General features: G+C 44.6%; 18 protein-coding genes. 9 read left to right on the forward strand and 9 right to left on the reverse strand.

Translation table 11 applies throughout. From position 1 onward, the window contains the following. Nucleotides 1-230: 230 nt before the first annotated feature. Nucleotides 231-1,199 carry a proline dehydrogenase family protein gene (locus B1A98_RS13990; RefSeq protein ID WP_041101660.1) on the reverse strand — a complete coding sequence of 323 codons (969 nt, stop codon included), beginning with the start codon at nt 1,197-1,199 and terminating at the stop codon, nt 231-233. 387 nt (nt 1,200-1,586) lie between these two features. Here B1A98_RS13990 and B1A98_RS14000 point away from each other — a divergent pair, with 387 nt between their 5' ends. From B1A98_RS14000 to uvsE, 4 genes are all read left to right on the forward strand, one after another. Continuing rightward, nucleotides 1,587-3,230, forward strand: coding sequence for a PhoX family protein (locus B1A98_RS14000; RefSeq protein ID WP_063386239.1), 1,644 nt, complete (start codon nt 1,587-1,589; stop codon nt 3,228-3,230). A 12-nt stretch (nt 3,231-3,242) separates the two neighbouring features. Further along, the gene (tatA, locus tag B1A98_RS14005; protein WP_063386238.1) at nt 3,243-3,437 is read left to right on the forward strand and encodes a twin-arginine translocase TatA/TatE family subunit; all 195 of its coding nucleotides are present in this window, start codon (nt 3,243-3,245) and stop codon (nt 3,435-3,437) included. 93 nt (nt 3,438-3,530) lie between these two features. After that, a complete protein-coding gene (gene tatC / locus B1A98_RS14010) occupies nt 3,531-4,277 on the forward strand; it encodes a twin-arginine translocase subunit TatC (RefSeq protein WP_041101459.1) in 747 nt (248 codons plus the stop codon). Nucleotides 4,278-4,435: 158 nt separating this feature from the next. Then, nucleotides 4,436-5,320: a UV DNA damage repair endonuclease UvsE gene (gene uvsE, locus B1A98_RS14015; protein WP_063386237.1), complete on the forward strand. Its 885-nt coding sequence runs from the start codon at nt 4,436-4,438 to the stop codon at nt 5,318-5,320. A gap of 68 nt (nt 5,321-5,388) precedes the next feature. Here the strand turns inward: uvsE and B1A98_RS14020 are convergent, their stop codons facing one another. After that, a complete protein-coding gene (locus tag B1A98_RS14020; RefSeq protein WP_063386236.1) occupies nt 5,389-7,050 on the reverse strand; it encodes a glutamine--tRNA ligase/YqeY domain fusion protein in 1,662 nt (553 codons plus the stop codon). Between the two features lie 137 nt (nt 7,051-7,187). Between B1A98_RS14020 and recQ the strand changes: the two genes are divergently transcribed. Continuing rightward, on the forward strand, nt 7,188-9,332 hold the full coding sequence (recQ, locus tag B1A98_RS14025; RefSeq protein ID WP_063386235.1) for a DNA helicase RecQ: 2,145 nt from the start codon (nt 7,188-7,190) through the stop codon (nt 9,330-9,332). 300 nt (nt 9,333-9,632) lie between these two features. Beyond that, nucleotides 9,633-10,007, forward strand: a complete 375-nt coding sequence (locus B1A98_RS14030) for a DUF2512 family protein (RefSeq protein WP_063386234.1) — start codon at nt 9,633-9,635, stop codon at nt 10,005-10,007. Between the two features lie 816 nt (nt 10,008-10,823). On the opposite strand, the gene B1A98_RS14035 is transcribed toward B1A98_RS14030, so the two are convergent. Continuing rightward, entirely contained in the window at nt 10,824-11,189 is a 366-nt protein-coding gene (locus B1A98_RS14035) for a septum formation initiator family protein (protein ID WP_063386233.1), read from the reverse strand. A gap of 282 nt (nt 11,190-11,471) precedes the next feature. Here B1A98_RS14035 and B1A98_RS14040 point away from each other — a divergent pair, with 282 nt between their 5' ends. Beyond that, nucleotides 11,472-12,068, forward strand: a complete 597-nt coding sequence (locus tag B1A98_RS14040) for a DNA-3-methyladenine glycosylase (protein ID WP_063386232.1) — start codon at nt 11,472-11,474, stop codon at nt 12,066-12,068. A 24-nt stretch (nt 12,069-12,092) separates the two neighbouring features. On the opposite strand, the gene B1A98_RS14045 is transcribed toward B1A98_RS14040, so the two are convergent. After that, entirely contained in the window at nt 12,093-13,010 is a 918-nt protein-coding gene (locus tag B1A98_RS14045) for a DMT family transporter (protein WP_063386231.1), read from the reverse strand. A gap of 81 nt (nt 13,011-13,091) precedes the next feature. Beyond that, the gene (locus tag B1A98_RS14050; RefSeq protein ID WP_063386230.1) at nt 13,092-13,304 is read right to left on the reverse strand and encodes a hypothetical protein; all 213 of its coding nucleotides are present in this window, start codon (nt 13,302-13,304) and stop codon (nt 13,092-13,094) included. A gap of 112 nt (nt 13,305-13,416) precedes the next feature. On the opposite strand from B1A98_RS14050, the gene B1A98_RS14055 reads away from it, so the two are divergent. Continuing rightward, entirely contained in the window at nt 13,417-13,929 is a 513-nt protein-coding gene (locus B1A98_RS14055) for a general stress protein (protein WP_240492536.1), read from the forward strand. A 260-nt stretch (nt 13,930-14,189) separates the two neighbouring features. On the opposite strand, the gene B1A98_RS14060 is transcribed toward B1A98_RS14055, so the two are convergent. Further along, nucleotides 14,190-16,184: an alkaline phosphatase family protein gene (locus B1A98_RS14060; RefSeq protein WP_063386229.1), complete on the reverse strand. Its 1,995-nt coding sequence runs from the start codon at nt 16,182-16,184 to the stop codon at nt 14,190-14,192. A gap of 163 nt (nt 16,185-16,347) precedes the next feature. Between B1A98_RS14060 and B1A98_RS14065 the strand changes: the two genes are divergently transcribed. After that, nucleotides 16,348-17,502 (forward strand): DEAD/DEAH box helicase, encoded by a 1,155-nt coding sequence (locus tag B1A98_RS14065; protein WP_063386228.1) that lies wholly within the window; start codon nt 16,348-16,350, stop codon nt 17,500-17,502. Between the two features lie 39 nt (nt 17,503-17,541). Here the strand turns inward: B1A98_RS14065 and B1A98_RS14070 are convergent, their stop codons facing one another. The 3 genes from B1A98_RS14070 to B1A98_RS14080 form a co-directional block, all read right to left on the reverse strand. Beyond that, nucleotides 17,542-19,479, reverse strand: a complete 1,938-nt coding sequence (locus B1A98_RS14070) for a SpoIIE family protein phosphatase (RefSeq protein WP_063386227.1) — start codon at nt 19,477-19,479, stop codon at nt 17,542-17,544. A 28-nt stretch (nt 19,480-19,507) separates the two neighbouring features. Continuing rightward, entirely contained in the window at nt 19,508-20,173 is a 666-nt protein-coding gene (locus B1A98_RS14075; RefSeq protein ID WP_063386226.1) for a Dph6-related ATP pyrophosphatase, read from the reverse strand. A gap of 231 nt (nt 20,174-20,404) precedes the next feature. Further along, on the reverse strand, nt 20,405-21,961 hold the full coding sequence (locus tag B1A98_RS14080; protein WP_041101483.1) for an ABC-F family ATP-binding cassette domain-containing protein: 1,557 nt from the start codon (nt 21,959-21,961) through the stop codon (nt 20,405-20,407). Nucleotides 21,962-22,010 lie beyond the last annotated feature (49 nt).

Raw genomic sequence — 22,010 nt, forward strand, 5'->3', positions numbered from 1 at the left:
AAGGTAGCTTTCTACCAGTTGAAGAGCTTCTTCAAATGCTTTCTTGTTCTCTGGTTTTGAAAAGTCAGTAAATGGTTCATGCTTATATGGAATCATATCTGCCAATTCTCCTCACGTTATTTAATAGTAAAAAGCTGATTTTTTATATTGTAAATCGTTAAGCGGCATCACATCTACGTTATGAAAATGGATGGCGCTTAACGATTAAATACAGGATGAAGCTTGATCAATTACTTCTTTTTAGAAACTCTTCCTAATAAGAAGGCTCCGGCTGCAAGACCGATCATTGTGTTTGTTTTCTTTGTAAACACTTGTTTAGCCACAAGGTTTAAGTTTTGCGGTCTTTCAGCAAGGCGGCGCATGAAGTAGCCGTACCAGTCTTTGCCGAATGGCACGTATGTGCAGAAGTTGTAGCCTTCCTTCGCTAATTGCAGCTGCATATCTTTTCTGAATCCATACAGCATTTGGAATTCAAACTTGTCATTCGGAATGTTGTTTGCTTTAACGAAATCTTTCACATGATTAATGATGCGGTGATCATGTGTAGCGATAGATGTGAATTTTCCGTTTAATAAATGCCATTCAATCAATTTGATGAAGTTTGTATCGATGTCTTTTTTATCTTGATAAGCATATTCTTCCGGCTCTTTATACGCGCCTTTTACAATACGCAGGCGATAGTTTTTATACTTTTGAATATCCTCTTCCGCACGATAGAAGTAAGCTTGGATAACTGTACCTACGTTATCATACTTTTTGGATAGCTCATCGAGGATATCGAAAGAAGGCTGCAAATGAGAGTAGTCTTCCATGTCAATGTTGATGAACATGTCGTATTTGCTTGCCCGGTCTACGATCTCTGTTAAGTTTTCTAAACAGAAGTTGTAATCGATATCAAGGCCAAGCTGAGTTGGTTTTAAAGAGATATGAGCGTCTGCTTGATTCTTATGAATCGCTTCAATCACTTCAAGGATTTGCTCTTTCGCTTCAGTAGCTTCCTCTTTTTTGTAAACAAATTCCCCTAAGTTATCGACAGTACAAGAAATTCCATGTGCATTCAGTTCTTTAATGCTTCTGATTGTTTCTTCAATATTTGTGCCGGCTACGACGCTTTGAGCACCTAGTTTAAGGCCGTATTTCTTTGCTGCACTGTTGAGAAATTGGTTTTGAGACAAGCCTATAAAAAGATCTTTTAACATAGACATAGCTATACTCCTTTGCTTTTGTTTATATTCGCATTATCCGCGATTTCTTTTAAGTTATTCATCCTTGCCCAGTGTTTTGCACAGGCAGAAGATAAAAAACGATGGAGAAAGTCCTGTAATCGCTTTCGATGTTGCGGATACCTTAAAATGTTTTGATTTCTTTTTAATTTTACAGTTTTGTGACAGAAGTCGACAATGTTCGCATAAAACAATAATCTGCTCCTTCTTTTGTCACTTAGAGACAAAAGAAGGAGCAGATTATTTATGACCTTTACAATTATTTACTTAACTATAACAAAGAAGGAAAATCAGCTTAACATTTTTTTCTTAACATAGGGAACGGGCAAACATGCCAGACAAAAATAATGAGGTGAGGCAGTAATGGGGGAAGAATTAAATCGCAGAAAGTTTTTAACATATGTTGGAACAGGAGTAACAGCCTTAACGGTGGCTTCTGCCGGGCTCGGGGCTTTTACACCGAAAGTGGTGGAAGCCAAGGGAGCGAAGGCGGCATCCCATTTATTCGGCAGAAACAAGAAAGTATCAGGGGTAAACTTTAAGCCGATTAAACCGACTGACAAGGATGACCTCGTGTTGCCGCGCGGATTTAAATATGATGTGATCGCATCGTATGGAGATGTGATTAATAAAAAAGGGGAAACCTTTGGCTACAATAATGACTTTACTATGTTTTTCCCAATGAAGGGATCTAATGAACGCGGTTTGCTCTGGGTCAACCATGAGTATACGAGCGACTTATGGGTAACAGGGCCGAAAAAGGATGGAAAATATACAAAGGATCAAATTGAAAAGCTGTTATACAACCAAGGCGGCTCGATTATTGAAGTATATAAAGAAGATGGCGTATGGAAGATGGATACAGAGTCGGAATTTGCCCGCCGTATTACAGGATTGACGCCATTTAAGCTGACAGGACCGGCAGCAGGGGCTAAGGCGGTCGCTGGCGCGCACACTGTACAAGGGACATTCGCGAATTGTTCAGGCGGCAAGACACTTTGGAACACAGTTTTATCAGCGGAGGAAAACTATGAATCGACTTCAAAGGATGCTTTGCTGAATGAAACGCATTATGGCTGGATCGTGGAAGTAGATCCGTTCAATAAGGGATTTTCTCCGCGCAAGCATACGGCGCTTGGCCGCTTCCATCATGAAAACGCAGCAATGGGGCTGACAAATGACGGTCGTGTGGCTGTGTATATGGGAGACGACAAGACGGATGCTTGTGTTTATAAATTCATCAGCAAAAATAAATACATAAAATCACGCAAGCAAGCGAATTCTGTGCTGTTAGAAGAAGGAACGCTGTATGCGGCGAATCTGTCTAAAGGAGAATGGGTGGCTCTTACCCTTGAAGCGGTTCAGAAAAAAGCAGCCGGCAACCAAGAGCTCCTTACTAAGTTTCAAACACAGGCAGATGTGCTTGTTCATGCTCATGAAGCAGCTATTTTACTTGGGGCAACCCCAACGGACCGTCCGGAAGATGTGGAAATCAGCCCGTTTGACAAATCTGTATTTATCGCCCATACAAATAATTCCAAGCATGGAAATATTCACGGGCACATCACGCGCTTTTTAGAAGAAAACGATGATTTAGGTTCATTGACATTCGATTTTGAAATCTTTGCCTGCGGGGGACGCCAGAGCGGCTTTAGTGCACCTGACAATTTAACGTTTGATAGTGACGGGAATTTGTGGACAGTAACAGATATTTCATCAAGCTCTGTCAATAAAGGCGTGTTCTCTTCTTTCAAAAACAATGGCGTATTTGTCATTCCGACAACGGGCAGAAACGAAGGGGAAGCTTTTCAATTCGCTTCGGCGCCTGTAGAAGCAGAATTGACAGGCCCTTGCTTCACGGATGATGAGACAACGCTGTTCCTGGCTGTGCAGCATCCGGGAGAGGAAACTGAAGATAGGAACAACCCGACAAGTATGTGGCCGCACCGCAAAGGCGATAATCAGCCGCGCCCATCCGTTGTCGCGATTACAGGATTTCACTACTAGGAGGCTTTTCTTATGCTGCAAAATATCGGAGTGCCGGGATTAATCTTAATCCTTGTCATTGCTTTAATTATTTTCGGACCTTCCAAGCTGCCGGAGATTGGCCGGGCTTTCGGGACGACATTAAAGGAATTTAAAAAGTCAACCCGTGACCTCGTATCTGATGATCAGGAAGAAGCCGGCGAGAAAGCGAAGAAAAAATTGGTTTAATCATTCAATCGGCACAAAAGCTGTCTTCAAAAGGCTCGTGGCAGCGAGCTTTTGAAACAGCTTTTTCATTATGGAAGGAAAGGAAGAGGAGAGATGGAAGATCGCAATATGAAAGCGGTAGAGCATTTTGAAGAGTTGAGAAAAAGGCTGATTATTACTCTGGCTGTTTTTATGCTGTTTTTAACACTGTCATTTACCTTTGTACAGGATATCTATCATTATTTAGTGAAGGGATTGCCGTTTAAGCTGGCTTTGCTCGGGCCAGGAGACATTATCGTTGTCTATTTAACAATCGCAGCAGTCATTGCCGGAGCAGGAACCATCCCGGTAGCCGCCCATCAGTTATGGCTGTTTGTGAAGCCCGCCTTGTCCCAGTCGGAAAGAAAGGTAGCGCTTGCTTATATTCCTGCGCTGTTTCTATTGTTCTTAACAGGCCTTGCCTTCGGTTACTTTGTATTATTTCCTATTATTCTATCTTTCCTTATGTCACTCTCGGGAGACATGTTCCAAACGTTTTTTACTACTGAGAAGTACTTTAAGTTTTTACTGAACATGACCCTTCCGTTTGGCCTGTTATTTGAGATGCCGGTTGTGATGATGTTCTTAACCAGTTTAGGCGTAGTCAACCCGTATAAGCTCCGTGCTTTCAGGAAATATTCCTATTTTGCGCTGATTGTCCTATCAGTCTTTATTACACCTCCTGATTTTGTATCAGACGTCTTAGTGATCGTCCCTCTCATCTTGCTTTACGAGTTGAGTGTCAGTCTTTCCAAGATTGTTTACAAAAGAAAAATGGCTAAGCAAGCGGAGGAAGAAGCTGAATGGCAGGCGCTCGGTTAAAGAATGATCGCACGCATGATGAATTCGCCTGAAGGGGATAAGCTGATTTTTGACTCAAATGCGCGGTAAGAGTTAAAATCAATAATCATAGAGTAAAGTGATTCTTTTAAGAGAGTAGAAAAGAATCCTTTAAATTTAAGGTAAAAAGAGGCGGATAGATGAAACTCGGATATGCATGCATTAATACAGCGCTGCCTTCAAAATTTAAAACCTGCCGGCTGAAGACAGTGGAAATCGAGGGGATGGAAAAAGTAAAAACCCTTGCTATTCATAACTTAACCGAAGTAATAAAAGTGTTGCGCTGGAATATTGAACATCGTATTTTCTTTTTTCGGCTGAGCAGTGAATTGATCCCTTTTGCCAGTCATCCGATTATGACATGGGAATGGGACAAGGATGAGGATATTCTTGATTTAACCAATGAAATTAAAGCGATGAAGGACGAGCATCATTTAAGGCTGTCTGTGCATCCTGGGCAGTATACGGTCTTAAATTCTCCTAAAGAGCAGGTCGTTCGCAATTCTATTGCTGAACTCATGTATCACGAAAAAATGCTGCGCTTAATCGGCGGAGAAGATATGATTCTTCACGTAGGCGGAGCTTATGGCAACAAATCGGCGGCGATGGCACGGTTTGCTGAAAACTACCGGAAGCTTCCCGAAGAGATTAAAGCGGTGCTGCGGATTGAAAATGACGACAAAACATATACAGCAATGGAGGTGCTTGAGCTCCATGAACAGACTGGGGCTCCGATTTGCTTTGATATCCATCACCATCGCTGCAACCATGAGGCAGAGGCTGATATAGAAGCTATTCTAGCCGGTGTGTTTAAGTCATGGCCTGCCGGCAAAACGCCGAAAATGCACATTAGCTCCGGCAGAAATGCTTCAGCTGATCCGGCCCACCATGATTATATTCTGGAAGAGGATTTTTCCGATTTTTTGCGGAAACTCGGCGGCAGAGAAGCAGATATTATGTGTGAAGCGAAGATGAAGGAGCAAGCAGTACTCCGGCTTCAGCAGCTGTATCCTGAATGGGGCTAACAGCTTGACTGCAGATGGGATGAAAACGCCGCCCGGCAAATGTCTTGCCGGGCGGCGTTTTTCGTGCATTATTTTAATTTAAATGAACTTTTTAAAGAAACAATTCGGTTGAATACAGGTTTTTCCTTCGTCGTATGCTTAGGATCAACGTTGAAATAGCCGTGGCGGAAAAATTGAAACTTATCGTGAGGCTCAATGTTTTCCATGTTTGGCTCAATGAATCCTTGCACGATTTCCAATGAGTTTTGGTTCACATAGTCAAGGAATGTCTTTCCTGCTGTTTCATCCGCTTCTTCTTCTGTATCGGAGATGAGTGGTTCGTACAATCTGAATTCAGCCGGCAAAGCATGCTTTGCATCGACCCAGTGAATCGTTCCTTTGACTTTGCGGCCTGTGAAGCCTGTGCCGCTTTTAGTTTCAGGATCGTACGTACAGCGAAGCTCCATCACTTCTCCGTTGTCATCTTTGATGACTTCTTCACATTTAATGAAATAGGCATGTTTGAGACGAACCTCATTGCCCGGGAACAGGCGGAAATATTTTTTTGGAGGATTTTCCATAAAATCTTCCTGCTCCACATAAATTTCTCTGGAGAATGGAATTTTTCGCATGCCCATTTCCGGATTTTCCGGATTGATTTCCGCATCAAGCCACTCGACTTGACCTTCCGGATAATTCGTGATGACAATTTTCAATGGTTTCAAGATGCCCATTGTACGCGGAGCCGTCAATTTTAAATCTTCTCTGGCAAAGTGTTCAAGCATAGCTTCATCCACTACAGCCGAGCCTTTAGATACACCGGTTTCTTTCACGAATTCGCGGATAGCGGCAGGCGTGTATCCTTTGCGGCGCAAGCCTGAAATAGTCGGCAGGCGAGGATCATCCCAGCCATCGACGATGCCTTCATCAACAAGCTGCTTTAATTTCCGTTTGCTCATTACCGTATTGGAAAGGTTCAAACGTCCAAATTCAATCTGCTGCGGCTGATGCTTCATTTCACATTGTTCCACAACCCAGTTGTAAAGCGGACGCTGGTCTTCAAATTCCGTCGTACAAAGAGAGTGGGTCACCCCTTCAATAGCATCCTCAAGCGGGTGGGCAAATGCATACATCGGATAGATGCACCACTTATCACCGGTGTTGTGGTGGGACGCATGGGAAACTCGATATAAGACGGGGTCCCGTAAATTAATATTTGGAGAAGCCATATCAATTTTGGCTCGCAGCACTTTCTCTCCATTTGCAAATTCTCCTTTGCGCATGCGTTCAAAGAGGGCAAGATTTTCTTCAGCTGTGCGGTTGCGATACGGGCTTTCTTTTCCAGGCTCTGTCAAGGTGCCGCGATATTCCCGGATTTGATCAGCTGTTAAATCGTCGACATAGGCTTTTCCTTTTTTAATAAGCAGGACAGCCCGATCGTACATTTCTTCAAAATAGTCAGAAGCAAAGCGAAGCTCTTCCCATTCGTAACCGAGCCACTGAACATCTTCCTTGATCGCATCCACGTATTCCTGATCTTCCTTCAGCGGGTTTGTATCGTCAAAGCGCAAATGCGTTTTTCCCTTAAAGTCATCTGCCAGTCCGAAATTAATAACGATGGATTTGGCATGCCCAATATGAAGGTAACCATTTGGTTCAGGGGGAAAACGGGTAACGACATGGTCGCGTTTTCCTGATTCTAAGTCTTCTTTTATAATCGTTCTGATAAAGTTCGATGAATTGTGTTCCAAATTGCTACCAGCCTTTCTATTTTTCCTATAGTTATTTCTCATTATAGTGAAATCAACCACATAAATCCATAATGAAAAGACGGGAGGGGCCGCAGTAACATGTTATAATTGGGAAAAAGAATGAAGGAAGTGTAAGGATGCTCCAACAAGCGCGGCAATTATTACAATCATACTTTGGCTATTCTGCTTTTCGCAGCGGGCAGGAGCAGGCAATTAGCCAGGTGCTTGAAGGGGAGAATACCATTTGTGTCATGCCGACGGGCGGCGGAAAATCCATTTGTTATCAAATTCCGGCTCTTGTTCTCCCGGGGATGACCGTCGTTATTTCGCCATTGATTTCTCTTATGAAGGATCAAGTCGATACGCTGCTGGAAGCGGGCGTGCCGGCTGCTTATATTAATAGCTCACTGAGTGCTGTGGAGGTGCGAGAGACGATGGAAGCAGCGCGCCAGGGCGAATATAAGCTGCTTTATATTGCTCCTGAGCGGCTGGAGTCATCTGCTTTTATAGAAGAGCTGAAAGAAATGCCAATCCCGCTTGTAGCAGTAGATGAAGCGCACTGTATCTCGCAGTGGGGCCATGATTTTCGGCCAAGCTACCGGCAAATCCAGCGGTTTACGGAAAATCTGCCGCAACACCCTGTTGTGCTCGCTTTAACTGCTACGGCTACTCCGAAAGTGCGTGAAGATATTTGCCGGCTGCTAAAGATTGATGAATCGAATACAGTCATTACAGGATTTGAACGGGAAAATTTGTCTTTCTCTGTTGTTCAAGGACAAGACCGCTTCGCTTTTATTAAAGAGTATCTGGCGAAAAACGGAAAGGAAGCAGGGATTATTTATGCGGCGACAAGAAAAGCGGTGGACCAGCTATATGATAAGCTGAAGAGGAGCAATATGGCCGTTTCCCGGTATCATGCAGGCATGAGCGACGAAGAACGGGCCAGCGAGCAGGAGCGCTTTTTAACGGACCAATCGGCGGTGATGATCGCGACGAACGCTTTCGGGATGGGGATTGATAAGTCCAATATCCGCTATGTCATTCACTATCAGCTTCCTAAAAATATGGAAAGCTATTATCAGGAAGCAGGAAGAGCGGGCAGGGACGGCTTAGCTAGCGAATGTATTCTTCTTTATTCGCCGCAGGATGTTCAGACACAGCGCTTTTTAATTGATCAGTCTCTTGAAAGAGAACGGATTCCCAGGGAGCTTGAAAAGCTGCAGCTGATGATTGACTACTGCCATACAGAAAGCTGTTTGCAAAGCTATATCATTAAATACTTCGGTGACGAAGCGTTGGAACCATGCGGCCGCTGCAGCAATTGCACCGACTCCCGCGCTGTAGTCGATGTAACAAAGGAAGCGCAAATGGTGCTGTCCTGCGTTATTCGAATGGGCCAGCGCTATGGAAAGTCGATTACTGCCCAAGTATTAACAGGGTCCAAAAATAAAAAGGTTGCTGAGTTTGGCTTTCATACGCTTTCAACCTATGGAATTATGAAGGAAAAAAGTGCCAAGGATGTGACGAACTTTATTGATTTTTTAATTTCACAGGAGCTGATTGGCGTTGGGCATGGCACATATCCGACCATTTTTGTGACGAGCAAAGGCAAAGAAGTATTGCTCGGGGAACAGCAGGTCGCCAGAAAAGAAGCGGTGCAAACAAAACAGATTGCTGCCGATGATCCGCTGTTTGAAGAGCTGCGCAGCTTAAGAAAAACCCTTGCGGATGAAGCTGGTGTTCCGCCGTTTGTGATTTTTTCAGACCGCACGCTGAAGGATATGTGCTTAAGGCTGCCGCAGACGGAGGAAGAGTTTCTTGCTGTGAGCGGCGTCGGAAGAAATAAGTTTGAGAAGTATGGACCGGCTTTCATCGAAATGATTGCGGCCTTTTGTGAGGAGCACCCGGAAAGGGAAAGAGACAGCATGACGGTGCTGGCTCCGGCGGTTCCAAAGAAAAAGGCGCTAGGGCAATCGCATTTAGAAACATACGAGCTGCATCAACAGCAGTTCACTACTTTTGAGATCGCTGAAAAGCGGGAGCTTGCCGTTAGTACCATTGAAAATCATTTATTGCAGTGTGCTGAGGAAGGCAAAGACATAGAGCTGTCTTTAATTGTGCCTGAAAGCGATTGGCCGCTCTTGGAGGAAGCAATAGAAGAGAAAGGCAGAGAGCAGTTAAAGCCAATTAAAGAGCGGGTGCCAGAAAAGATTACGTACGGCATGATTAAGGCTTTCTTGACGATAGGCCTTCCGGAAAATGCCGGTGCTAAAGAGAAATAAGGAAAAGAACTGATGCGGAAAGCAGCTGTGCGGCTTCTCCTGCATCAGTTTTTTATTGCAGCTGACCGGCTAATAGTATAGGTATCTTAAAATCAAGATTGGTTAAAGGATAGGGGGATTGTTCTCCTGCTTTTGCTGCAGGCGAACGCTTTCCTCAGGAGCAGCCGCTCTTCACTGCGGTTCAGACGTACACCCAAAATTATAACAGTGCTTAAAATAATACAAAAAAAGGAATAATTGTTGCTGGTTTGGGAAATGTGTAAGTATAATCGGCGTTTAACCGGGAAAGGAGGCGAGAGAGTGAGCAGGCATCTGACCGCACTACTCATAAAATTTGCAGCGATCACAGCGATCCTGTATGTTGCCCTGGGAGTCATAATGGACACATCAGTAACGGAAATACTCTTGATGGGGGCCATATTAACGATCGTCTCGTATGTTCTTGGAGATTTGATGGTTTTACCGGCTGCTGGAAATTCAATTGCTGTTTTTAGTGATATCGTTCTGGCTGCTTTGCTGCTGTGGATCATGGGCAATGCAATGGACAACAGCGCAGGGACTTTTGTGAATGCCCTGGCAGTTTCAGTCTTTTTGGCAATCGGTGAATGGTTTTTTCACATTTACATGCGGGAGAGAGTACTGGATACATGGAAAAAAGATCCTGAAAATGTGTAAGACCAGCAAAAGGGGGTGGAGTGAGAGGCATTCCAACCCTTTTTTTGATGATCTCTGCTTTTTATGCATGGCGCTAGATCAGGACACATCGCACAAATATGTTTAGGTGATGTGTACTCTTCAAACAAGCATCATTGACCGGCTGCCTTCCCTTTGTGAATTCTGCTGATTGAAATGGAAGGCGTGAAGACTCCTGCGGACAGCGAAGCGCCTGGCATAGACATCAAACAGCCTCCATCCGCAAGCAAACTAAAAAGGACGGCTGTTTTTTATTCAGCAGCTGTACGGCGGCATGATAATGCCCTTTTCATTGAGCTGGTCTCAAGTTTGAACTTGTCCAATTTAAGACAAGCGGTTTTTCTGTTAAAGCAGTAAAATAACCTTCGTTTTTTATTCAAAGAAGAGGTTGACTAGTTTTGATATGTATGATAATATTATAAATTCACTGGTTAAGTAACTTATGACGTTTATATAAATAAAATTGGCGTTCTGCTATGTTTAACAAGTAATACTTATTCACACTGGAGCGGCTTCGGAGCCGCAAGGACTTAAGAGAAGGCAGGGCTTAGGTCGTTTAGGTTTGCCATAAACGACGATGTAGAATATAACCGCGGCGGTTCATTTGGTGAAAAAAGCTTTCATCAGAAGCGTTGTGAGTTACGAATAGATGATTGGTAAGAGAAGAGGGTGACCCAACAGGCCGTAAAAAGCGGCTTTTGAGTCACCCTCTTTTTCTAAAACTGAAGAGCAGGCTGGTTATTTCTCTTTCCTGTTTTCAAAAAAAGCCGCCCCGGCAAGAGAGCGGCTTGCAGGGCGTTATGCATGTTCTGTTTGTCTTTTTCTTTTAGGAATAGGCAGTTTCAGCTTCACATTTTCATCTACAAGCTGATACATGGCTGTTCCAAGCTGTTTCATGGATTGCGGCGTTTTCTTGGCAGCCTCTACTGTAAACAGCATGGCTTCCTTTTTCTGGTCGATATCTTGTTTGATGTTTTCTTGTGTTGACTTGAGTTTGTCAGTTTCTGATTGAATGACCTGCTGTGTTGCTTTTAGCCGTTCAGATACTGCCTGTAAATGATCGATTTTCGGCTTCATTGATTTATACGTGCTAAATCCGGAAACGCCCAGGTAAATGAGTGCCCCGACAACGATCGCCAGACTGGCCCATCCGATAATTGCCATCTATGTTCCTCCTTTTTATGCTGAGTATGTATGATAGACTCTACCCTTTATTGTAAACGATCTAACCGAAAAAAATCGGTAAAAAAGTTTAAAATATTTATTTTCCGCTGATTTTAAATGGTTTTGCTGAAGTATTTATTCAAGCCGTTATCAACGGCGATGCCGTCCTTTAATAGAGTTTTTGGACAGCCTCCAAAAAAACAACCTTCTTGAGTGTTGTTTTTTTCTTGTATGCAGGGGGAAACTGAACATAGATAAGTAAAGGGAAAGAGAGGAGTTCATATGGAGCAAAAATCACCATTTATGCCAGTAGATAAGTCTTTTTTTCAACAGCCGACATTGCAGCTGGCCGAGGCGCTGTTAGGCTGTTTATTAGTAAAGGAAACCGAGGAAGGAACAGCCGCAGGGTTTATTGTTGAAACAGAAGCTTACAGAGGACCAATGGACCGGGCCGCTCATAGCTTTAATAACCGCAGAACAAAGCGGACGGAAATTATGTTTCATGAGGCAGGGCGCGTCTATACATATGTCATGCATACCCACTGTCTTGTCAATGTCGTATCCGCCGAAAGCGGTATTCCGGAAGCGGTGCTCATTCGAGCCGTCGAACCATACGAAGGCGTTGATTTGATGATCGAGAGAAGGGGTGGGACTTCTCTGAAAAACTTGACGAGCGGACCGGGGAAACTGACAAAAGCGCTTGGCATCACGATGGAGGATTACGGCCGCCGCTTTGACGAGCCGCCCCTTTATATTGTAAGAGGGTTCACGCCTAAAGATATTTCGGCCGGCCCGCGCATTGGCATAGATAATTCAGGAGAAGCAAAGGAATACCCATGGAGGTTCTGGGTAACCGGCAATGCTTTTGTATCGAGGTAGAAGGAACAAGCATGCTTGTTCCTTCTACCTTTGCTGAAGCTTTCGCCGCCGGCGGAGAATCAATTCTTCCATTGAGCCTGAACCAAGCAGTACGCCTGGAACAATGAAAAGCAAACCAATGAAATGAGCCGGCAAAAGCGCTTCTCCGAGAAACAATGCGGCGCCGATTAAGGAGAAGAAAGTATTTAAATTCAAAAAGATAGCTGTTTCCGCTGCTCCGATTTGTCCAATGGCCCGATTGTAAAGCATGTGGCCAAGCGCTGTTGCCAGGACAGCGGAAAACAGGAAAGCCGCCCAAATAGCGGGTGTTCCGCCCGTTAAGCTTGCCAGTCCTCCCGGCTCCTTCTGCAGGCTAATAAGAAAGAGGAGAAGGGAGCCAATCAGCAGCATATAGCCTGTTAACAGCTTGGGGTCCAGCGATTCCGCTGCTTTTTTGATAATAATAAAACTTAATGCTTGAGACAAAATCGATAGAAAAACTTCGATATCTCCAATAGAACCGTGATGGATGCCTCCGCTTCCTGCAAGAACGGTAAAGCTTACCCCAAAAGCGCCTAATAAAAAGCCGAGCAGCCGGGCTTTCGTCGGCCGCTGCTTTAATAAAACCATGGAAAAGATAGCCGTGAGCAGCGGACCAAGGCCAAGGATTAACCCTCCATTTGCCGCTGTTGTTTTGGACAGCCCTTCAGATAAATAATAATGGTGGCCGACTACACTTAAAAGAGCTCCGCCAATGATATAGAGCCATTCCTTGCCGCGGGGCATCCGTACTTTCCCTAGCAGTCCGAGCGTCAAGAAAACGGTGACTGCTGCTGTGAAAATTCTTAAAGCTGTAATGGTCACTGGCATGAAATGGCCAACCAGCAATTTAATAACGGATACGTTGATCCCCCAAATGAGCATAATCACTGTTAACGAAAGATATATCCTTGGGCTGTTCATGGAAGGCCCCCTTTCCTGTCTGCGCGTTTTAGTAGCTATTATAACAGGAAAAAAGGTAAATCCGCCGATAGGCCAGCGGATTTACCCAGGGAATTTTTCTTCGCTTGATGAATTATCTTTTGTGGCATGCTTATCTTTTTCTTCTTCTTGTTCCATTCGCAAGTCTTCTAAAGGAAGCGAATCTACAGTTTGTTCGCTTTTAAATTTATCGTATAAGCTTTCTTTGTCTGTTTTCATTTGCTCAGGGTTGTCCATTTTCCCCTTCTGCAGCCGTTCTTTTTTTTCCTCAGCCATCCAATCACCTCCACTTGCGATTTATTGAATAATTACCCGTTTGTGAAGAAGAACTAAACATGCAAATAATTTTGTTTAGGTTTTAGTGAACGGGGAAAACAGGAGATGAACAATGAAAAACAAAGGAGCGGATACAATGATGAACCATAGCGATGAAAAGAAAATTGTCGGAGTATATGATGATCATACTGAAGCGGTAGAAGCGATTGAAGAGCTTAAGCGTCAAGGGTACCGTTCAGATGAAATTTCCGTTATCAGCAAAGAGCGCGATGATATCGAATATGTGGAAGAAACCACAGACACAAAAGCCGAAGAGGGAGCAGCGACAGGAGCGGCGACAGGAGGCATACTAGGCGGATTAGCCGGAGTAGCTGCTGGTGCTGGAGCACTTGCGATTCCTGGGATTGGGCCGATCGTGGCTGCCGGACCAATCGTGGCAGGCTTAACTGGAGCGGCCGCTGGAGCCGGCGCTGGCGGATTAACAGGCGCATTGATCGGTCTCGGTATTCCTGAGGAAGATGCAGACCGTTATAACGAATATGTAAAAGAAGGCAAAATGCTTGTGTTAGTTGACCGCGACGCTGGGGTAATAGATCGCAGCCTTGACCGGAATAGAGGTCTGTAAAAGCACGAGGAAAAGACAAAGGGGGCTCGGAATAGCTTGATTCCGAGCCCCCTTTGGGTTGTTATGGAGTATGGAGAACTTAAGAGATCTTAACTCGTGATTGAAGCTGTTTTCTGGAGCGAAGGGGGGAGGCTCGCTTTGGGAAAAACGAAGCGACGGGCATGGAAATCAACGGTTCCCATTTGCACTGAAAATAAAAAGGAATGCATGCAAACTTTCATTTTCATCCAGTTTGTCTGCAGCTTGAAAGGACAAGCCGGTTAATCAGCTTGTCCTTTTATTAATTTCTTGATCGGTTTTCCATCTGTAAAGGCAGGAACTTGAAGCCCTGTCAGTTTGTAAACAGTCGGCGCGATATCAACAGTAGAGAGTGGAGTGTGTATTTTGCCGGAACGAATATCTTTTCCGTAAGCATAAAACACGGGAGCCAGTTCTTTTCTGGCAGGATCGCCTCCGTGGCTGCCGAGCTCTTCTGACGGTTCGATGGATTGTTCAGCGTCTTTGCCCATCAAGTAACCAGGAGCGGCGGCAACAACAACGTCCCCTGCATGGGGATGGCGAGTGCTTGCTGTGTTTTTGCGGTTCAATGCCTTTATTTCTTCGTAAGGATTTTCTTCTTTGTCTCGTAATACTGCCAGGAAGCTTCCAGCTGTTTCTTTTGTTTCCGTCCACCCGTGACTGCCGGCATACCACTCTTTCCAGTGGTGCTTTAGCAGCTCTCGCCGTGAAGCAAGCCTTCGTTCGTCTTTTATTTCTCGGAATGCGCGGATAATCTCGTCCTGGACGTTTTCATATTCTTTTGGATTCACGATCCCGTTCTTTTCCCTGCCTTTTAAATTAATATAGATATGAGCAATCGATCCGCTGGCCACCGCATATGCCCGTGATCGAGAAAGATCGACCGCTCCTTTTTCGTTTAATTGCAAAAGCCCTGCTTTTTTTAATTCATAATTTGGCGACAGCCGGGAATGAATCGGCTCCATTCCATGATCTGACACGATAAATAAGCGATCATTTGCAGACATGGCAGCCATTGTTTGTCCAATCACCTCATCGGCCTGCTTATACGCCGATCGAATGTAAGAGGCATATGTTTTTGACGTTTTCTGGTTATAACCGGGCTGCCGGGGGTCTGTTAGCAAAAAGGCGTGTTCTTCCAAATCAATATGAGGTTCATAAAACATAAGCAAATCTGGTTTATGCGCCTGTTGAATAAATAAAGAAGTTTTCAGCATCCAGTCAGAAAAATTTTTATTAATCTCTTCGTACTCCTTGCGTGAAATCCAGCCTTTTTGAAAGGCGGGCAAATCATCCTGATCAGGAAAGAAGCCGAAACGCTGAATGATTTCTTCTTTAAAGCCGTCCGGCCCTTTAATCAATCCGGTGGTAACGGCTGTTCGATACAATTTGGCGGACTTCAGCGTTTTTCCGCTGTTTTTCACTTTAAAGATAAATCCAGCCGTATCAGCTCCGTTTATTTGCAAGGGCATTTTCCCCCACTGATTCAAGCCGGCGGCAGCTGGGGTATTGCTGAATTCCGGATTGTCAAATATGTAAAAACGATCATAATCTTTTTTGTGATTATTTGAAGAGTCCACGGCTACAATATGTAAAACAGTATCTTTCTTTCCTTTTAACTTCAACTTGAGCTGCGCTTCCTGCGGCCTGGAAAAACTTTCAGGCATCGGCTGCCGCTGGGTGGCAGGCCGAAAATGCAGGGGCACATACGCGCTTTCGGCTAGAACATCACCGTAATAAATAGAATAGTCGGCTTCGTTTTCCTGTTCAGGATTAGAGCCGGGGAATCCGACAGCGGCTGTTGTTTTCCCTTGACGCTTCATTTCTTTCCATAAGGGAGGAACCTTGATTGTGGCACTGAAGGCATCCTTGGTATCCGTCAGCTTCCGGCCGCGATAATGAAATTCATTGCTGACAAAACCTGTTTTTTCAGGCTTGGCCCCTGTGGCAATCGAGGCATGGGAAGCGGCTGTCAAAGAAGGAGAGACGGTTGTGATATCCTCCGCATAAGCGCCTTTCTTTTTAAGCTTTTTTAAATGGCGCATGGTGCCGTCTTCTATATATTTTTCGGCAAAGTCATGCCGCATGCCATCAAAGGAGAGAATGATCATTGTGCCATTCTCGGAAGAGGCGGCTGCATTTTGCGGAAACAGTGCAGCTGCTGTAAGCAGCAAGCCGGCCATGATTTTCCCCGGATGGCGAAGAGAGGTGAATACAGATGTTCGTTTGCAGTTCATTGTTTGTCTCCTTTAGCTGATAATCAAAAAAATGCTCTAACATTTCATTCCACTTTTTTTATCGTTCAAAACCTTGGGAAGGGATTGCGAAAACGGTGAAAGTTTTCCATAATGAAAGAACAATGATGCCGTCAAGAACGGCAGAAAACAAAGAGGAGTTTATATGACAACAAAATTTTCCGTTTTACATACAATGAAGCCATCTTTACAGGAAGCATGGGAGAAAGCCGGTTTTCAATCTCCAACACCCATTCAGGAAAAAGCAGTGCCGATCCTTCTAGAAGGAAAGGACTTAATCGCCGAATCCCCAACTGGAACAGGGAAAACCCTTGCCTATTTGCTGCCGTTGCTTGAAAAAGTCGATCCTGCCAAGAAAGCGGTACAGGCGGTGATATTAGCTTCGTCAAGAGAGCTGGTTATGCAAATTTCCGAGGAAGTGCGCCAATGGGGAGGCGGCATAACAAGTGCGGCTTTTATTGGAGGAGCCAATCTGAAGCGACAGCTCGAAAAGCTTAAAAAACAGCCGCAGGTAGTGGCCGGCACCCCTGGGAAAATTCAGGAGCTTATTCAAATGAAAAAGCTGAAAATGCATGAGGTAAAGCTGATCATTCTTGATGAGGGAGACCAGCTTCTCGTTTCTGAGCATATAAAAGGGCTGGAGGCGATTATTAAATCAACGATGAGGGATCGCCAGCTCGCGGTATTTTCTGCGACAATGCCTGATCAAACAGCAGCGCTTGCCAGAGAGTGGATGAAAGAACCGGCGATCATCAAAGTGAGCAAGGAGGAACTGCCTGAATCACAGGTGGAGCATTTCTACTTTGTGTGTGATGGCCGTGAGAAAAACGTGATGGTTGAGCGGATTATGCGCGGATTTACACCCGAGCGGATGCTGGCTTTCGTAAAGGATATTGGAGAGGTGAATGTCTTTTCAGAAAAGCTGAATTACAAAGGATTTGCTAACGGCATCCTTCATAGCGAGCTCAGTAAGCAGGAACGGGCAAACGCCCTTAAGAAGTTTCGGACAGGGGCCTTTCCTTTGCTGTTTGCAACGGATATTGCGGCCAGAGGACTCGACATTAAAGGATTAGGCCATGTGCTTCAGTTCGATTTGCCAAAAGATGCAACGCAGTATACACATAGAGCGGGGCGGACGGGCCGTTCCGGCCAAGCGGGCACCGTGATTACGCTTGTTACTCCAAGAGAGGAGCGGGACTTAAAGAGAATCGCGAGAGCGTTAGGCATTAAACTTGAAAAGAAAGAATTTTTTAAAGGACAGCCGGTCGATGCGAAAGAAACCGTGAAAAAGAAAAACTGAAGCTGATAAGTGCCTGTCAGCTTCAGTGAGTACTACTATCTAAAGTTTTTTAAAAATCAATAACGTCTGATCGTCAGTCACTGGCCGGCCGCTATGATTCATTGCTTGGAACAGCCTTTTTGAAAGCTCCCGGGCTGGAAGTGTCCGATCTGAATTCAATAGCAGGCGGCGAAGCGCTTGATTATCATCCGGTGCAGAGGAGGAACGGTTTTCTGTCAAGCCATCCGTATAAAGCAGCAGCAGATCTCCTGGTTCTATATGAATGTGCTTTGTTTCGTACAAGGCACATTCCATGACGCCGAGAATAGGGTTATTAGTCGTTAACTCAAGAAATTCTCCGGTGCGTTCTCTGAACAATAGAGCGGGTTCGTGACCGGCGTTGCTATATGAAAAGGTGGATGTACGGATATCGTAATTGCCAAAAAACATCGTGACAAATGAAGAATCACTCATATATTTAAAAGCGAAGCGATTTAAGCTTTCCAGAACATGATGCGGTTCCTCGCGCAAATGGTTAAACTGCTCCATTGAGTAAGTCATCATGGCCATTTCGATGGCGGCTGGCACTCCTTTTCCGCATATGTCTGCTACGCCAAAGACGAGCTGGCTTCCTTGAAAGACGGCTTTATAAAAGTCACCGCTCAATTTTCGATAGGGCACGCTGATCCCGCCAAGATCTACGCCAGGAGGAATATGATTGAACTTCGGCAGCAGCGACTGCTGGACAGAGGCGGCAAGCTCCAATTCTACATCCACTGCTTGCTTCTCCAGCTCAAGCTTCTGGAGTTTTCGCGCTTCAGTTAAGTCGATGAATGTGGTAACAGTGCCGATGATTTCATCATCCTGCAGCAATGCACGGGCGTCTAATTCAACTGGGAACCCGGTTCCGTCCTTGCGCCAAAAAAAAGATTCTTGTTTGCGGTTGATGCCATCCAGACTGGTTTGTCGTATAGGGCACTCTTTGGGCGAATAAGGAAAGCCGTTTTCTTTTTTATAATGAATGAGGTAGTGGAGTTTTCGGCCCATTACCTCTTTTTCTGTATAGCCTAACATCCGCAAGGCTGACTTATTGATAAATATGGTCCGGCCATCGCTGTCGAGCCCATAAATGCCCTCGCCTACACTATCGAGCAGCAGCTGGTTTCTTCTGCTGAATTCTTCCACTTGTTTAAAGGGATGCTCGATGTTGACTTTGAAAATAATATTTACCAGAAAAAAGTATCCAAGCACTTTGAATAAATGCCCGCCAAAGCTAAGATAGTCATATGGAGACTGATAAAGCGTCATTAGCCAGGAAGAAAAAATTAAAGAATAGGAAGACAGAATAATTAAAAGAAGCTCTATCCTTTGTTGTTTTCTATACACAATGGCGGACTTTACTAGCATGAGCAAGTGAATGGCGATGAAAAGATATTCTGCAGCATTTTTTACTTTTGTCGGATGCCCATATTGAACAAGGGCTGGCCAGCTGCCGGAATAGAGAATCACCATAATTGAAATTAAAACCGCAAGCAGCAGAGAACAGCCATAAGTCAGCCAGCGCGTAGATCGCGGCGCTGTTCCTCTGTCAGCAGAAAACACAATGAAGGCGAGGGAAGCTGACTGAGCCAGCCGTCCCAATACCCAGAACCATATTGTCAAGGAGCTTGCATCTGTTTCTATAAAGGTGACTGCTCCGGAAAATGTGAGAATATGCATGAGATCGAAAAAGGCAACAGCTACAAATGCACTGGAAAACAGCAGCCGGTTCATAGCTAAAGTATGGGTGAATGCCACCCAGCCGTTGCTTGCAATAATGGCTGAAACGGCAATACTGACAAACTCTAATACGAAATGAATCAGGGTAAAATTGTTTTTCAAGGGTTCATATGCTGAAGAAAACAGGCCGGAAAAGCTTATCAATGAAAGAAATACAGCAAAGGAAGACCACATATAAAGGTGCGCTTTTTTTTCGGTCTGCTGTATACGTTTTGGCATTAACGAACCCCCTTTTTTGATTGATTCATTAAATGAGCGGATGAATTTCTAGCCGCTGGCTGCTATCCTGTGAAAGGACTTGTCCGTATGTGAATCGCACAGGGTACTGAAAAAGGGGTCCGTCCCAAACAAACGTATGAAATTCGCCGTTTTCGCCAAGCGGACAAACCGTTTGTTGTTGAATGGCTTTTAAAAAATTCTGATCTAATTCTTTTCCAAGCCAAGAGTCATCCAGTACATCCTTGCGTATGCGGATAACAGCCGCTTTGTATCCTAATTCAATAAAAGCAGTTAACAAATTCACACTATCCTCAGGGCGGCACCAAAGAGGATAGAGAGCTTCTAAGCCAGCCGCAGCGGCAACATCTTCCCCCCATTGCCGATGCCCTTCTAAATAAATGTCTCCGAAGGCTATGCCATCCAGGCCGTAACGGCTTTTAAGCTGGACTAAATCTTCGATGAATGTCTCAGTGTAAGCATTCAATGAACAACGAATAAAGTGGACAGGTATCGACAAAGAGTCACTTTGCTGTTCAATCATTTCTATTTTTTCTCCATGAGCGAATGTCCGGTTTAATTCTTGAGGGACAGTGGTGACAAGAAGGACCACTTCATAGCCGGCAGCAACTAACCGTTCAAGAGCCATGCAGCTGTCTTTGCCTCCGCTCCAAGATAAAGCAATTCGTTTGGCCATTTTGGCACGCTCCTATATAAATAAGTTGTTTTTCTGATTTGCCGCATTTTTCTACTTATTGTACCGAAAGATGACAGCGAATACTGTCGAATCTTAGGGTGGACAGGAAAATAAGCGTTTAGACACAGCTTTTTCAGCTGTAAAAAGCAATAGCGCCTCTGCCTATGCTCCGGCGGAGGCGCACAAGATTTAAAGGTATACAGACCACTTTTCTATGTTCGATTGACCGTTTTAAAACACCTTTGTCGTCCATGATTCACAGTTCCATACTTCTGTTGCCACTTGCTGGTAGAACTCTGGCTCATGGGAGATGAGTAAAATGCTCCCTTTGTACGCTTTCAAGGCGCGCAGCAGTTCCGCTTTGGCATCTACATCCAAATGGTTAGTCGGTTCATCAAGAACAAGCAGGTTGGTTTCTTTATTGATCAATTTACAAAGCCGTACTTTTGCTTTTTCGCCGCCGCTTAAGACACTGACTTTGCTTTCTATATGTTTCGTTGTTAATCCGCACTTTGCTAAAGAGGCGCGAACTTCATACTGAGTGAAGGCTGGAAACTCACTCCATAATTCCTCGATGCAAGTCCGGTTGTTGTCGGATTTGATCTCTTGCTCGAAATAGCCGATTTGCAGGGACTCTCCTCGTTCCACTGTGCCTGATAACGGCTGGATTTCACCAAGGATACTGCGGAGCAGAGTGGTTTTCCCGATGCCGTTTGCCCCGGTTAAAGCGACCTTTTGCCCTCGTTCCATGCGCAAATTCAGCGGCTTGGACAGCGGTTCATTGTAACCGATAACGAGGTTGCTGGTTTCGAAGATTAACTTCCCGGATGTCCGGCCTTCTTTAAAATGGAACTCAGGTTTAGGGCGTTCTTGGGCAAGTTCGATAACCTCCATTTTGTCGAGTTTTTTCTGTCTCGACATCGCCATATTTCTTGTCGATACCCGTGCTTTGTTGCGGGCCACGAAGTCTTTCAGATCAGCAATTTCCTGCTGCTGCTTTTTATAGGCGGCTTCAAGCTGCTGTTTTTTCATTTCATACACTTTCATAAACTCATCGTAGGAGCCTGCATAACGATTTAATCCTTGATTTTCCATGTGATAGATTAAATTAATGACACTATTCAAAAAGGGAATGTCATGAGAAATAAGAATAAAGGCATTTTCGTATTCCTGCAGGTAGCGCTTCAGCCATTCAATATGCTGTTCATCCAAATAGTTTGTCGGCTCATCAAGAAGCAAGATATCCGGCTTTTCTAAAAGCAGCTTAGCCAGCAATATTTTCGTCCGCTGCCCGCCGCTTAAATCGTGAACGTCACGATCAAGGCCGATCTCATCGAGTCCGAGTCCGCGCGCAATTTCTTCTACTTTAGCATCGATCACATAAAAATCATTGTTCGTCAACAAATCTTGAATGGTTCCAGTTTCTTCGAGAAGCTTCTCCAATTCTTCTGGAGAGGCTTCGCCCATTTTCGCGAACAAGTCATTCATTTCTGTTTCTAAATCAAACAAATATTGAAAAGCAGTTTTTAAAACATCACGGATCGTCATCCCGCGTTCAAGAATGGCATGCTGATCTAAATAGCCGACGCGAACATGCTTCGCCCAGGATATTTTGCCTTCGTCCGGCTGAAGCTGTCCGGTGATGATATTCATGAAGGTGGACTTGCCTTCCCCGTTCGCGCCGATCAGCCCGATATGTTCACCCTTCAGAAGACGGAAAGATACATTATCAAAAATGGCCCGGTCTCCGAAACCGTGGCTTAAATGCTCAACTGTTAAAATGCTCATGTTCAAAACCTCTCATCATAAAGTAACTTGCCTTTCTTCATTTTACTAT

The sequence above is a fragment of the Pseudobacillus badius genome (assembly GCF_002189605.1).
Classification (GTDB): domain Bacteria; phylum Bacillota; class Bacilli; order Bacillales; family Domibacillaceae; genus Pseudobacillus; species Pseudobacillus badius.

Excerpts from the sequence above, each read along its gene's own strand:
- B1A98_RS14080 (WP_041101483.1), bottom strand. The coding sequence starts at position 21,961 with ATGAGCATTTTAACAGTTGAGCATTTAAGCCACGGTTTCGGAGACCGG.
- B1A98_RS14035 (WP_063386233.1), bottom strand. The coding sequence starts at position 11,189 with ATGGCAATTATCGGATGGGCCAGTCTGGCGATCGTTGTCGGGGCACTC.
- B1A98_RS14055 (WP_240492536.1), top strand. The coding sequence starts at position 13,417 with ATGAAAAACAAAGGAGCGGATACAATGATGAACCATAGCGATGAAAAG.
- B1A98_RS14075 (WP_063386226.1), bottom strand. The coding sequence starts at position 20,173 with ATGGCCAAACGAATTGCTTTATCTTGGAGCGGAGGCAAAGACAGCTGC.
- B1A98_RS13990 (WP_041101660.1), bottom strand. The coding sequence starts at position 1,199 with ATGTTAAAAGATCTTTTTATAGGCTTGTCTCAAAACCAATTTCTCAAC.
- tatC (WP_041101459.1), top strand. The coding sequence starts at position 3,531 with ATGGAAGATCGCAATATGAAAGCGGTAGAGCATTTTGAAGAGTTGAGA.
- recQ (WP_063386235.1), top strand. The coding sequence starts at position 7,188 with ATGCTCCAACAAGCGCGGCAATTATTACAATCATACTTTGGCTATTCT.
- B1A98_RS14045 (WP_063386231.1), bottom strand. The coding sequence starts at position 13,010 with ATGAACAGCCCAAGGATATATCTTTCGTTAACAGTGATTATGCTCATT.
- B1A98_RS14040 (WP_063386232.1), top strand. The coding sequence starts at position 11,472 with ATGGAGCAAAAATCACCATTTATGCCAGTAGATAAGTCTTTTTTTCAA.
- B1A98_RS14060 (WP_063386229.1), bottom strand. The coding sequence starts at position 16,184 with ATGAACTGCAAACGAACATCTGTATTCACCTCTCTTCGCCATCCGGGG.
- B1A98_RS14050 (WP_063386230.1), bottom strand. The coding sequence starts at position 13,304 with ATGGCTGAGGAAAAAAAAGAACGGCTGCAGAAGGGGAAAATGGACAAC.
- B1A98_RS14065 (WP_063386228.1), top strand. The coding sequence starts at position 16,348 with ATGACAACAAAATTTTCCGTTTTACATACAATGAAGCCATCTTTACAG.
- B1A98_RS14070 (WP_063386227.1), bottom strand. The coding sequence starts at position 19,479 with ATGCCAAAACGTATACAGCAGACCGAAAAAAAAGCGCACCTTTATATG.
- tatA (WP_063386238.1), top strand. The coding sequence starts at position 3,243 with ATGCTGCAAAATATCGGAGTGCCGGGATTAATCTTAATCCTTGTCATT.
- uvsE (WP_063386237.1), top strand. The coding sequence starts at position 4,436 with ATGAAACTCGGATATGCATGCATTAATACAGCGCTGCCTTCAAAATTT.
- B1A98_RS14000 (WP_063386239.1), top strand. The coding sequence starts at position 1,587 with ATGGGGGAAGAATTAAATCGCAGAAAGTTTTTAACATATGTTGGAACA.